Origin of the sequence: Sorangium sp. So ce385 (assembly GCF_051474135.1) — a bacterium.
GTDB lineage: Bacteria > Myxococcota_A > Polyangia > Polyangiales > Polyangiaceae > Sorangium > Sorangium cellulosum_D.
Genome location: NZ_CP150337.1, coordinates 909,957 through 922,669, shown reverse-complemented (window position 1 = coordinate 922,669; position 12,713 = coordinate 909,957). Strand labels below are relative to the sequence as shown.

Genomic DNA, 12,713 nt, shown 5'->3' with positions numbered 1-12,713 from the left:
GTCCGCGTCAACGAGGCGATCTCCGACGCCGCTGAAGAAATCGGTGGGAAGAACGGGAGGGAGCGCCCGCCGGGCGGCCTGCGCCGCGCGCCGCTCCCCCCGGGGCGCGCGTCAGTGCGTCCCCACCCTCGCGCCCGCGCTCGCGCGCGCCGACGCCGACGCCTTGAAGCTCGGCTTGGGGATCGAGATGCTGGGCGCCTTGATCTGCACGTTCACGCTCGGCGGCGTCACGCGGACGCTCGGCGCCTTGACGTTCACGTTCGCCTTCGCGTGGGCCTTCGCGCCGGCCCCGGTGTGGACGTGGACCTTCGGGTCGAGATCGGCCTTCGCCTTCAGGTCGGCGTGCGCGTGCGCGTGGGCGTGCCAGTCGGTCTTCACGCGCACGTTCACGCGCGGGGCGCGCGCGTGAACGGCGAACGCCGCCCCGGCCCGGTAGCCGCACAGGGCCACCGCCGAGCGGCCCGCGTTCCGCACGGCGACCGTCACCTTCAGCGGATCGGCCGCGAGCGCGAGCTTGCCGGTCAGGTACGCCCCCGCGGCGACCCCCGCGGTCGCCGCCACCGGGGCGAGGACGACCACCTGCGGCGCCTCGGCCACCACGCCGAGCGTGACCTTGCGCTCGCCGATGTCGATGGGCTTCAGATCGGCGTCGAGCACGTAGACGCGGACGTCGCCGGTCGCCTCGTCGACGAGGAGCTCGAGGCGGTCGTCGCCGACGATCTCGATGCGCCCGCCGTGCGGGCCGAGCTTCCCCTCCGGGAGCCCGAGGTCCGCCGACCCCTTGGCGTTGGCGTAGAGCTCGGCGGTGCCGCCGGCAGGGACGTGCAGGGTGCCGTTCCACGGCTTGCCCGCGACGCTGAGCGTGTAGCCGATCTCCGTGAGATCCGCCTCGAGCTTGGGACCGGCGGCGACCAGGAGCCCGGTCTTCGCGTCGAGCGTCAGCGGCAGGGTCTTCTCCCCGGACGCGTCCTTCCACAGCAGCGTGCCGCTCACGTCCTCGCGGATCGGCTTGCCGTCCGGACCGCTGACCGCGGCCTTGACGTTCCCGTCCGCGGCGACGTTGAAGGCGGCCTTGCCGCTCTCGTGCTCCTCGACGTAGGCGCCTTCGCCGATCGCCGACTCGGCGGTGGCGGTCACCTCGACCGTCGCGTTCGCCTCGGCCGGCTGCTCTTCCTTGCCGCACCCGGGCGCGGCGAGGGCGACCAGCAGCAGGGCGAACACTCCGGAAAGCTTGGTGATCTTCATGAAATCCTCCTCGGTGCGAGCGAGCCCTCGGCGGTGAGCCGCGGCCTCGCTCGGGCCGGCGCGCCGGAGCCGAAAGCTCCCCGGACACGCCAGCGTCGGGAGCATCATACGACGAGATGCCCCGGAAGGCGCGGACGAGCGCGAATATCGGTGGGAATCAAAAGATCCACGAGAACGGAGGTGGGACAACGGGGCTCACGGCCGCTGAGCGGCCGTGTCGGGCCTACCCGCAATTCGTTCAGGCAGCGGGCCGCGCGTCGGCCGATTCCCGATCACGCGTTCTGCGGCGCCGCGATCAGGGGCTCTCGGCGCCCTGGCCCCCGGCCGCCTGCGTCGAGATGACCTGCGGGCACTTGCGCGCCACCGCGTCACAATCCGGAGGGACGGTGTCCAGCGCGCTCAGGGCAGAGTCGCACGTGAGCGCCCGGACCTGCTGCGTCTGGGCGATCAAGCAGACCTCGTACTCGGCCACGGTGGCGGTGCAGCCCGCGCGCTGGTCGGTCGGAGGCATGCAGTCCGGATGGGCGCCCTCCTGCTCGGCCGGCTCCTCCGCGGAGACGCACTCGTCCCTCAGCGTGCCGCACGGCTTCCCGAGGGCGGAGGACGCGAGGAGCCCCATATATTCACAGGCATCTTCCTTCGTGAGCTTCACCCTCGCCTCGAGCGAATCGCAGGTGGACTGGACGTCATCGGCCGTCAGGTCCTTGAGCTGCTTGCTGCTCATGGCGGCGTCCGTCGGGGCGGAATCTGCACCTTCGCCGCCGCACGCGGCGAGGGAGAGGACGGTCAGAAATGCCCCGAGATGAGTCGTTCGCTTCATTCGCTATCTTCCTTTCTAAGTGCGGCCGCGGGCGCGACCGTGGGCCACCCGGGAGCAAGCCATGTACCTCGTTCTCAGTTGTGCACGATTGAGACGCTCGACGGGGCGGCGGCCCCGCAAAACAGGACATCGACCACGGAGATGCGGAATCCAGCGAGCGAGAAAAGAGAACCATTCTCGACAACCCGAGCGTCCCGAGGGGGCCGAGACGTCCTTGGCCGAGCGCCGCGCCGAGCGCCGCGCCGGGAGGTGCTTCGCGGCGCCGGCGCCCGTGCGCGGGCGTGTAGTCGCCTGTCGGTGCGGTGACCTCACCGCGCGGCGCTCGTGCGATGATTGGGGCTCGACACGGACTTGTTGTAGGATCGGCCGCCTCGTGACATCATCGCAGCCCCTCGGGTGGATGTACTCAGTCCCAGCGGCGATGTGGGGAGACCGCCTTTGGCCTACCACCTGGAGCGAATCCCAGCCCAGGCCCGGGGGGCCCCGGTCCCCAGATGATCACGACGCCAAGCTCGGGCCAGGCCAGGCACGCTCCGGATCTCCCCGTGTCCATCGGGCCGTGGCGGGTGCTCGCGCAGCTCGGCCGGGGCGGCATGGGGGTCGTCTACCGCGCCCAGCACAGCGGGACCGGCGCGCTCGCGGCGCTGAAGACCGTCTGCGTCGGCGACGCGAGCCTCGTCTCCAGCATCCGCCGCGAGATCCACGCGCTCCGGGGCGTCCAGCACCCGGGCGTCGTGCGGATCCTCGATGAGGGCGTCCAGGGCGGGATCCCGTGGTACGCGATGGAGCTGCTCGAGGGGCGCACGCTCCGGGACCACAACCAGGAGCGCTGGCGCCCCCGCGGGCCCTCGAACAGCGAGGTGACCGTGAGCGTGTCCGCGATCCTCGACGCGGAGACGAGCACCGCCACGGCCGAGATCGCGCCCGACTCGATCATCCCGCGCTCGTACCAGCCGTTCGCGCCGCGCCCGTTCCACCGCGCGGCGGGCGGCGCGCTCCGCCAGGCGCTCACGCTCCTCCGCGCCATCTGCCGGCCGCTCGCGTACGTCCACGGCCGGGGCGTCGTCCACCGCGATCTCAAGCCGGACAACGTCTTCATCCGCGACGACGGGGCGCCGGTGCTCTTCGACTTCGGCCTCGCCTTCCGGTTCGAGGGCCACAAGGGGCGCGACGAGCTCCAGGCCGGCGGCCGGCTCATGGGCAGCCCGGACTACATGTCCCCCGAGCAGATCCGCGGCGACCTCGTCGACGCGCGCGCGGACCTCTACGCGCTCGGCTGCATGCTCTACGAGGCCGTCACGGGGGCGGTCCCGTTCCTCGGCGACTCGAGCGCGGTCGTGCTGTCCATGCACCTCTACGCCGAGCCGCTCCCGGCCTCCGAGCTCGTCGCCGACGTGCCCCCCGAGCTCGACGCCCTCATCGCGCGGCTCCTCAAGAAGCGCCCCGAGGACCGGCTGGGCTACGCCGACGACGTCGCGAACGCGCTCGCCGCGCTCGGCGCCGACGACGCGCCGCCGCGCGACGAGGCGCCCGCGCCGCCGGCGCAGCCGTACCTGTACCGGCCGCGCCTCGCCGGGCGCGGGGAGGCGCTCCGGCAGATCAACGGCGCGATCGAGCGCGCGAACGAGCGCCGCCAGGGCAGCCTCGTCCTCGTCGGCGGCGAGAGCGGCGTCGGCAAGACGCGCCTCGCGGTCGAGGCGGTGCACCAGGCGGCGCTCGTCCACATGGCCGTGGTCACGGGCGCGTGCGCGGCCGTGTCCGCCGAGGGCGAGCGCGACGGCGCCGTCAGGGCCGCGCCGCTGCACCCGTTCCGCCCCCTCCTGCTCGCGGTGGCCGACCGGTGCAACGAGCTCGGGCCCGGCGGCTACGACGCGCTGCTCGGCCCGCGCGGCCGGGTCCTCGCGCCGTACGAGCCGTCGCTCGCCCAGCTCCGCGGCCACGAGCGCTACCCGGAGCCGCCCGAGCTCTCGCCGGACGCGGCCCGCTACCGGCTGCGGACCGCGCTCGCCGACACGCTCGCCGCGTTCGCGGCGACGAGGCCCGCCCTGCTCGTGCTCGACGACCTCCAGTGGGCCGACGAGAGCTCGCGCGACGTCCTCGAGCACCTCGACGCCGCCTACTTCGCGGCCCACCCCGTGGTCCTGCTCGGCGCCTACCGGACCGACGAGGCGGCGCCCGCGCTCGCCCCGCTGCTCGGCGCGCCCTGGGCGTCGCGGATCGAGCTCGGGCGTCTCGATCGCGCGTCGGTCGGGCGGATGGTGCGCGACATGCTCGCCCTGGACGAGCCGCCCGAGGCGCTCGTGCGCTACCTCTTCGAGCAGTCGGAGGGGAACCCGTTCTTCATCGCCGAGTACCTCCGGGCCGCGATCCAGGAGCGGATGATCTACCGGGACGAGGCCTACGTGTGGCGCATCCGCGCGAGCGCCGAGGGCGCCGCCGCGCAGGCGCTCGCGCGCGCGGCGCGCGCGAGCCAGCCGCCCCCGTCGCTGCCGCTGCCGGGCTCGCTGCGCGAGCTCGTGGCGCGCCGGCTGTCGGGCCTGAGCCCGGGGGCGCTCGCGCTCGCGCGGCTCGCCTCGGTGCTCGGCCGCGAGCTCGAGGAGCGCCTGCTCCTCGGCGCCGCCGGCCTCGCCGACGTCGAGGCGATGGACGCGCTCGCGGAGCTCGCCGGCCGCCACGTGCTCGAGGAGGCCGAGCCGGGGCAGCTCCGCTTCGTGCACGACAAGCTGCGCGAGGTCGTCTACGCCGGCATCCCCGAGCCGGGGCGGCGGGCCCTGCACGGCGCGGCGGCGCGCGCGATCGAGCAGCGGCACCGCGACGCGCCGGACCTCGCGCTGTCGTACCCGCTCCTCGCCCACCACTACGCGACCGCGGGCGTCGTCCAGAAGACGCTCGAGTACCTCGACAAGGCGGGCGCCCAGGCGCTCGCGACCGGCGCGTCCGGCGACGCCGTCGACTTCTACCGGAGGGCGCTCGATCTGGACGGCGCGCTGTCGCCGGAGGAGCGCGCGTCGCCGCTGCGGCGCGCGCGCTGGGAGCGGCGGCTCGGCCAGGCGCACTACAACATGGGCGACCTGATCGGCGCGGAGCGGCACTGCGCGGCGGCGGTGGAGCTGCTCTCGCAGGGCGGCGCGGGGTGGCTGCGCGCCTCGCGCGGCGGCGCGCCGCGTGGGGAGCGGGGCGGCGCGCCGCGTGGGAAGCGCGGCGGCGCGCCGCTCGGGGGGCGGCTCCGCGCCGCGGCGGCCTCGATGAAGCAGCTCGGCCTGCAGCTCGCGCACGTCGCGGGCCTGCCGATCCCGGTCGCGAGCGACGCGGCCGAGCGCGAGCGCTTCACGGAGGCGTCGCTCGCGGCGGAGAAGCTGTCGGAGACGTACCTGTTCCGCAACGAGCCGGCGCTCGCCTTCCTGGCCGCGCTGGCGGCGACGAACGCCGCGGCGCGGCTCGGGCCGTCGCTCGCGCTCGCGCGCGGCTACGCGACCCTGAGCGTCGCGTTCGGGTATGTCCCGTGGAAGGCGGTGGCGGACGCCTACGCCGCGCGCGCGGCCGAGGCCGCCGCGGCGCTCGACGATCCGCGGGGCGTCGCGTCGGTGTCGCTCCTGCGCGGGCTGACGGCGCTCGGCGAGGGCCGGTGCCGGGACGCGCGGGCGCTGCTGGCCGAGGCGGAGCGGCTCGCGGAGGCGCTGCAGGACCGCCGCCGCAAGGAGGAGTGCCTCGCGCTGCTCGCCGGGGTGGCGCACACCGAGGGCCGCTGGGCGGAGGCGCTCGACCGGTACGGGGCGCTCGCGGACGCGGCGCGCGCGAGCGACAACGCGCAGGGGCACCTCTGGGCGGAGAGCGGCCGCGCGCAGTGCCGGCTGCTGCTCGGCGACGGCGAGGGCGCGACGGCCATCTTCGACGCGCTGTCGGCCGAGGTGCATCGGATCGGCGACCGCACGCAGCAGATCACGCACGGGCAGGTCGCGCTGGGGCACCTGCTCCGCGGCGCGCGCGACGACGCGCGCGCGGCCGCCGAGCGGACGCTCCCGATGATCCGCGACGGGCAGCCGGCCGGCTACCACTGCCTGTACGGCTACGCGGCGACGTGCGAGGTGCTGCTCGCGCTGCTCGAGGAGGCCCGCGCCCCGTCGGAGCGGCGGGAGCTCGGGCGGCTCTCGGCGGAGGCGTGCCGCGCGCTCGGCCGGTACGCGCGCGTCTTCCCGCTCGGGCGCTCGACCTCGCTCCGCCTGCGGGGGCTCGCCGCGTGGCTCGCGGGCGGCCGCGCGCGCGCGCGGCGGCTCTGGGTCGCGGCGATCGGCGAGGCGCTGCGGCGCGGCCTGCCCGTCGACGAGGCGCGCGCGCGGTTCGAGCTCGCGCGGCACCTCGAGCGCGGGGATCCGCGGCGCGAGCGGCAGATCGCGCGCGCGGTCGCGCTCTTCTCGGCGCTCGATCTGCAGTACTGGCGGGACCGGGTGGCGCGGCTGCGAGAGCGATAGTCGAGGATGCCCGGCCGCCCGGGAGGGAGCCGGGCGCGCGGCGCGGGGGCCCCGCCGAGCTCGCCTGGGACATCATCGCTCCGGCACATCGCGCCGGAGCGATGATGTCCCAGGCTCAAAATCCGTCCATCCCCCGCGCCGCGCGCCCGGCTCCCTCCCGGGCGGCCTACCGTCTCCTCCATGGCTTCTCGCCCGGACGTCGGCCTATGGAGACGTGTCGTCTCTCGGTCCCGGTCATCTCCTATGTCTGGAGTGGACGACCCACCAGGCACGGATGACGGCATCGGGTCGTAACCACAACCACAGAGTCGCCGCGTTCACCGCAGCACGAGCCGTGCGGCGACAAACGCTGAATCATCCAGCTCACGAGTGCGTCTAGCACCGCGCCGGATCGCGCCTCGGATCGAGCCGATCGCGCTGCGCGCCATAGCGGGCTGAGCGACACGGAAAAGAGGGCTCGCCCTGCGGCGCCCGCGTGCGTCCCACCGAACGTCATGTGGGCAGAGCAGCCATCCACCCGGAACTCCGGAAAGGCCATCTGCCCAGGACGCCTGAGAGACCGCCGCGACGGAGAGCCAAGAAGCGAAAACGTCGAGCCAATCCCGGTCTTATCCGTTGGACAACGTATGAGCCCAGGGTATACACCGACGATCATTGCCGGCCCGCTCCCAACACATGGGCAAAACACACAGGGAATCCATGCATTATCTGCGGAGCCCGTGCCCTGGACGACGAATTTCCGCGTCGACTGGGAGACTATAAGGTCTCATAAAGGAAGGCGAGCACGCGTCACCCCGCATCCGGCGGAGGAGCGGAAAGTTCTACAAGACCGAGGGCAACAAGCATCATCAACACAGGTGATCCCAAGTAGCCAGATTGGGCCATGCCCATAATCACCGACGCTCGCGCGCGAGCCCGGGGCGACACCGGAAACAGGCAACATCAACGTTCGGCACTCGACCTCGTGAAACCTATTCAACCCATCTCCCCCCGACCGCCTTGCCTGCCCCCCGCGGCGCCGGCGTCGGAGCGGACTGCCTACCAGACCATCTCCGCGGTGGTCGGCTCATCGCACTATCGCGCCCTGTCCGACGACGCCTTGAAGGACGAGGACAACGCCGCCTGGGTGCTCGGCCTCGAGCCGGACGTGAAGCAGGCGTGGCTCGACCGCATCCGCTGGATCCGCATCGTCGACCGCCTCGCCGAGAACGAGCGCATCGAGCCCCACGAGCGGCGCTTCAGCCGGTTCATGGAGGCCTGGAGGCTGCTCCGTTCACGCGGCTTCGTCGATCCGAGCTGCCCCTTCGCGGGCGAGCTCTCGGCCATCCGCGCGCTGTGGCTCCGGGACGCGATCGGCCCAGGGCACGACCCCCCCGCGCGCGCGGGGCGCGACCAGGACGACATGCAAGCGCGCGCCCTCGCCGCCTGGGACGCCTACCTGCGCGCCCTCGCCGACTACCACGCTCCCGGGCTCCTCATCCGCACGATGAAGGAGCACGACACCATGCTGGCGCGGCTGTCAGGGCATATCTTCCAGCTGGTTCCGTTCCTGACGAAGGAGCACTGGGACGCCGCCGGGGAGTTCGGCCGGCTCGATCAGTTCTTCAACAACCTGAGGGACATGCAGGAAGACGCCGATCGCGGCCTCTGCTACCTGCCCGAGGAGGAGCTCGCGCGCCACGGCGTCACGCGCGCTCAGGTGATCTCCGGACGGTGCGTCGAGCTGCCCGGATACCAGCGCCTGATGCGGTCCTGGCTCGAGGAGGTCATGCCGTCGCTCTACGCGCGGGCAGCGCCGTTCATCGACGCGCGCGGCCTCCACCCCTCGCTCGAGATCATGAGAGACTGGAGCCTGCGCCGTTATGCCCGCATCGCTCGGGTGTTCCGCGCGACCGGCTTCGATCACCGCCGGTTCCCCGCGCGGTACTGGGCCGAGGTGCGGCGCGACCTCGCCGAGCGGCGGCAGCTCCCCCGCGCTCACCCCGCGTAACGCCTCACCGTCGAGAGGAGCGCGTCCGGGTCGAACGGCTTGCCCAGCCACGCGTCCGCGCCGACCTCGGCCGCCCGCCGGTGCGCGTCGGCCGCGGCGGTGAGCACGATGATGGGCGCCTGCCGACCGTGACGGACCTCGAGCTCGCGCGCGAACTCCGGGCCGTTCATCACCGGCATCTTCATGTCGAGCAGGATGAGATCCGGGAGATCGTGCTCCAGCTTGGCCAGCGCCTCGCGGCCGTTGCACGCGATCTTGACCCGGTAGCCGTCCTCCTGGAGCACGAGGGAGACGAGCGCCACGAGGTCCGCGTCGTCCTCCACCAAGAGCACCGTCTTTGCATGTCTTTCGCTCATCGTCGGTCCACCGCGGGGGCCTCGCTGCTGAGTGGGACGGTGAAATAGAACGTGCTGCCCTTGTCCTCCTCGCTCTCGAACCAGATGCGACCACCGTGACGGGTGATCATGTCCTTCGCAAGGAACAGCCCGATGCCCATCCCGCCGTAGTCGTGTCGGGTGTCCGTGTGGGCACGGAAGAAGCGCTCGAAGATCCGCTCCTGCTTGTGCGCCGGGATGCCGACGCCCCGGTCGCGCACCGACACGACCGCCTCGAGGCCGGGGGCCGAGCCGTGGCGCTGCGAGAAGAGCGCGGCGTCGCAGCGGGCGGGCGAGGACACCGGCGCGCGCTCGGCGACGGCGACGCTGACGTCGATGTCGCCGCCGTCCGGCGAGTACTTCACCGCGTTGTCGAGCAGGCTCGCGAGCACCTGGCGCAGCCGCTCCGGATCGGCGCGCACGACGGGCGGCCGCTCCGCGCCCAGCGAGAGCCGCACGCGGTGGCGGCTCGCCGACTTGGCCACGCGATCGACCGTCTCCTCCAGGAGCTCCTTCAGATCGACGTCCTCCTCCGAGACCTGGAGCACGTCCAGCGTGACCTGCGAGATCGCCAGGAGATCGTCGACGATGCGGTTGATCCTGTCCGCGCCGCGGTCGATGGCCTCGAGCATCTTGCGGCGGGGCGCCGGCAGGTCGCTCGTGTTGCGCAGGAGCGCGAGCGCGTAGCCCTTCATGATCGCGACCGGCGTCTTGAGCTCGTGCGCGCCGACCCGGATGAACTGGTCCTTGACGAGATCGAGCTCCATGAGCTCCGTCACGTCGCGGGCGACCGTGACCGCGCCGAGGATCGCCCCGCCCTCGCTGCGGATCGGCGCCGCGCTGGTGCGCAGGAAGACGTCCCGGCCCGCGCGGCCGTTCGCGAGCACCTGCTCCTCCTGCACGATGGTCTCGCCGGCGAGCGCCCGCACCATGGGCAGCTCGTCGCGCGTGAAGGCGCGGCCGTCGGTGTGGCGCATCCGGCTGAGGTCCATCACCTCCTCGACCATCCGGCCGGCCTCCTCCGAGCGGCCCGACAGGCCGAGCAGCCTGAGCCCCGAGGCGTTGATCATCGTCAGCCGCCCCTGGCGGTCGCACGCGAACACCCCCTCGACGAGGTTGTCCAGCACGGCCCCGAGCTGCGCCGCGCGCTGCGCCGCGTCCTGCAAGAGGCGCTCGCGCTCGGCCAGGTAGCTGCGCATGCGCCGGGACGACTCCTCCAGGCGATCGACCATGGCGTTGACGCCGCCCGCCAGGGCGCCGATCTCGTCCTTGAAGTAGACCGGGATCCGCTCCAGCCGGTCGACCTCGCCGCGCTGGACGATCTTCTGGATGACCGCGGCGACCTGCTGGAACGGGCCCGCCAGGGCGCCCGCGAGGAAGCCGGCGCAGACGGGCGCCCAGGTGACCGCGACCATCGAGAAGATGGCCAGCGTGAGCTTCAGGCCGGGCTTGGCGGGCCCCGCCGTCTCGCCGAGCACCATCGCCGCCATCCAGCTCGTCGGCGCGATGGCGAGGCAGGCGCCGAGGATCACGAGGCGGACGGCGAGCGAGTAGCCCTTGCCGGGCACGGACAGGCCGCGCTCGCGGGCGATGAGCGAGATGACGCCGGCGGCGGGCGAGAGCAGGCGGCCGAGGATGCTGTAGGCGAGCGGCAGCGCCGCCGCGAAGAGCGCCAGCGCGAACAGGGCCAGCGCGACGCCGCGCTGGACGTCGAGCGGCCTCTGGTCGGGCGCGATGTAGTAGAGCGCCACGGTGACCGGCAGGTACAGGAGCGCCCAGGAGACGGCCCAGACCGTCGCGAACGAAAGCGGCGTGTCGTAGGCGGCGTTCGCCGCGGCGAGGATGAGCTCTTCCGGAGGCGCCGCGCCGCCGGCCAGGTCCTCGACGCCAGCGCCGCTCCGGAGCGGGTGGCCCACGGCGTACCGCCGGAGGTGCTCGATCGGACGGAGCATGTGGACGAGCAGCGCGATGAGGCCCGCCGTCTTCACGATATACATGAGCCCGATCAGCCCGAGCATGCGCGCCTGGACCCTTGAATCCACGACGCCGAGGAGCCGCAGGTGAGCGACCGGGACGAGCAGGCTATACGGCAGCTCGATGCCGAACGCATAGGCCACGACCCGGGGTGTGAAGGATGGAGTCCGCGCCCTCCCCGGATTCCAGATTCTAGACCAGGCGGCTCGGCTGATCGCCACGTCCGTCACCCCCCATGTTGAAGCATGGCTGCGGCGTCCGCGCCTGTGGGGTCCGCCGCGCCAAGCCGATGAGTCAGGTCGCCAGGCCGCTTTGCTATGGAACCGATGCGCGGATTGTCGACCTATTTGAGCGATGGCTCATGTCGATTCGACGAACTCAGACTCACGCGTTCCGTCCTGGCCTGGGTGATCTTTCGGCTTCCCTGAGGAGCTCAGGCGGCGCCTTATGGCGCTCCTGGCGATCAGGAGAAGGATGGTGATCACGTGGCGCGCGCGCAGGCCGCTCGCCTCGCCGCGGTAGACGGGGCGCACGCTGACCTCGCGGACGCGGAGGCGGCGCGCCGCGAGCGCGGCGAGCAGGTCGTTCGGGTAGCCGTAGCGGGGCCAGAGGCCGTCGAGGTCGAGCGCGTCGATCGCGCGGGACGAGATCGCGGTGTATCCGCACTGGCTGTCGGAGAGGGCGTCGAGCCCCGCCGCGCGGCGCGTGAGCGCGGCGAGCGCGGCCGTGGCCGCGAGCCGCGGGAGGGGCATGACGCGGAAGACGTCGGGGTGCCGCAGCCGATCGCCCTTCACATAATCGGCCTCTCCCGAGAGGATCGGGGCGACGACGCGCGGGAGGTCGCGCGGGTCCATCTGCCCGTCGCCGGCCATGACGGCGACGGCGGCGGCCCCGAGGGCGCGAGCGCGCCGGTAGCCGGAGGCGATCGCCGCGCCGACGCCGCGGCACTCGGCGTGCACGACCACCTCGAGGCGCTCGTCCCCGGCCCCGCGCGCGAGCTCGGCCGTGCCGTCTCGGCTGGCATCGTCCACGACGATCACGTGGTCGACGAAGGCGGGGACGGCCCCCACCGCCTCGGCGATCCACCGGGCCTCGTCCCGCGCGGGGATGACCACTGCGACGCGCGCACCGTGGAGCACGCGGGTTCCTAGCGGAAGGCGCGGCCCTCGGCAACGCCGCTCGGCGCCGCGTCGCGCGCCGCGAGCCCCTGCGCGCCCAGGCGTGGTAGAGGGAGCGCGCTCCGCGCCACGCCGCTCCTGCCATGCACCGTCGCACCGCCATCGCCCTGGGGATCGCCGCCGCCGCGTGCGGGCTCACGGGCTTCACCGTCATCCGCCACCCCAGCGACAGCACCCCCGAGGGGGCGTATCTCCGCCTCGCGAGCGCGCTCGGCCGCGGCGACGTCCGACCCGCCTTCAGCGCCCTCGACGATGAAGCGCAGCGCGCCTGCCACGCGATCCGCGACCATCGACAGAAGGCGAGCGACCGGGTTCAGGCCAGCTATCCGGAGCCGGAGCGCTCGAAGCTGCTCGCGCTGTACAGGGCGCACGCCGAGGCGCCCGACGGCGCGGACGTCTGGGTCGAGATGGCGGTGCGGCTCGGCTGGATCGCCCGCCTCCGCCGGGATCTCTCCGGCGTCGCGCGGGTCGAGGTCGACGGCGATCGCGCGGTCGTCGAGACCGCGCGGGGGACGCGCTACCCGTTCCGGCGGCGCGAGGGCGGCCTCTGGGGGCTGTCGATGTTCACCGCGGAGCTGCTCGCCGAGGCGGAGCGGGCCGCCCGCGACTGGGACGTCGTGGAGCGCGCGGCGCTGGACTACGATGGATTGCGGCGATGACGAC

Annotated in this window: 8 protein-coding genes; 3 read left to right on the top strand and 5 right to left on the bottom strand. The window is 73.2% G+C overall.

Annotated features, from left to right (window positions below; all coding sequences use genetic code 11):
- Positions 1-111: 111 nt before the first annotated feature.
- Together WME83_RS03500 and WME83_RS03495 are read right to left on the bottom strand one after the other, a co-directional pair.
- A complete protein-coding gene (locus WME83_RS03500) occupies positions 112-1,245 on the bottom strand; it encodes a hypothetical protein (RefSeq protein WP_437317833.1) in 1,134 nt (377 codons plus the stop codon).
- A 295-nt stretch (positions 1,246-1,540) separates the two neighbouring features.
- Positions 1,541-2,065, bottom strand: a complete 525-nt coding sequence (locus WME83_RS03495) for a hypothetical protein (RefSeq protein ID WP_437317832.1) — start codon at positions 2,063-2,065, stop codon at positions 1,541-1,543.
- Positions 2,066-2,610: 545 nt separating this feature from the next.
- On the opposite strand from WME83_RS03495, the gene WME83_RS03490 reads away from it, so the two are divergent.
- Both WME83_RS03490 and WME83_RS03485 read left to right on the top strand, forming a co-directional pair.
- Positions 2,611-6,534 (top strand): serine/threonine-protein kinase, encoded by a 3,924-nt coding sequence (locus WME83_RS03490; RefSeq protein WP_437317831.1) that lies wholly within the window; start codon positions 2,611-2,613, stop codon positions 6,532-6,534.
- A 964-nt stretch (positions 6,535-7,498) separates the two neighbouring features.
- Complete coding sequence (locus WME83_RS03485) at positions 7,499-8,524, top strand: squalene/phytoene synthase family protein (protein WP_437317830.1); 1,026 nt, start codon at positions 7,499-7,501, stop codon at positions 8,522-8,524.
- Here WME83_RS03485 and WME83_RS03480 read toward each other — a convergent pair.
- The 3 genes from WME83_RS03480 to WME83_RS03470 form a co-directional block, all read right to left on the bottom strand.
- The gene (locus WME83_RS03480; protein WP_044985472.1) at positions 8,512-8,880 is read right to left on the bottom strand and encodes a response regulator; all 369 of its coding nucleotides are present in this window, start codon (positions 8,878-8,880) and stop codon (positions 8,512-8,514) included. The two genes, WME83_RS03485 and WME83_RS03480, sit on opposite strands and share 13 nt — an antisense overlap.
- Positions 8,877-11,015, bottom strand: a complete 2,139-nt coding sequence (locus WME83_RS03475) for a HAMP domain-containing sensor histidine kinase (protein ID WP_437317829.1) — start codon at positions 11,013-11,015, stop codon at positions 8,877-8,879. The genes WME83_RS03480 and WME83_RS03475 overlap by 4 nt, the downstream gene beginning before the upstream one ends.
- Positions 11,016-11,231: 216 nt before the next feature.
- A complete protein-coding gene (locus WME83_RS03470) occupies positions 11,232-12,011 on the bottom strand; it encodes a glycosyltransferase family 2 protein (RefSeq protein WP_437317828.1) in 780 nt (259 codons plus the stop codon).
- Between the two features lie 122 nt (positions 12,012-12,133).
- On the opposite strand from WME83_RS03470, the gene WME83_RS03465 reads away from it, so the two are divergent.
- Positions 12,134-12,709: a hypothetical protein gene (locus WME83_RS03465; RefSeq protein WP_437317827.1), complete on the top strand. Its 576-nt coding sequence runs from the start codon at positions 12,134-12,136 to the stop codon at positions 12,707-12,709.
- Positions 12,710-12,713 lie beyond the last annotated feature (4 nt).

Coding starts and splice junctions, on each gene's coding strand:
- WME83_RS03500 (WP_437317833.1), bottom strand. CDS start 1,245: ATGAAGATCACCAAGCTTTCCGGAGTGTTCGCCCTGCTGCTGGTCGCC.
- WME83_RS03495 (WP_437317832.1), bottom strand. CDS start 2,065: ATGAAGCGAACGACTCATCTCGGGGCATTTCTGACCGTCCTCTCCCTC.
- WME83_RS03480 (WP_044985472.1), bottom strand. CDS start 8,880: ATGAGCGAAAGACATGCAAAGACGGTGCTCTTGGTGGAGGACGACGCG.
- WME83_RS03465 (WP_437317827.1), top strand. CDS start 12,134: ATGCACCGTCGCACCGCCATCGCCCTGGGGATCGCCGCCGCCGCGTGC.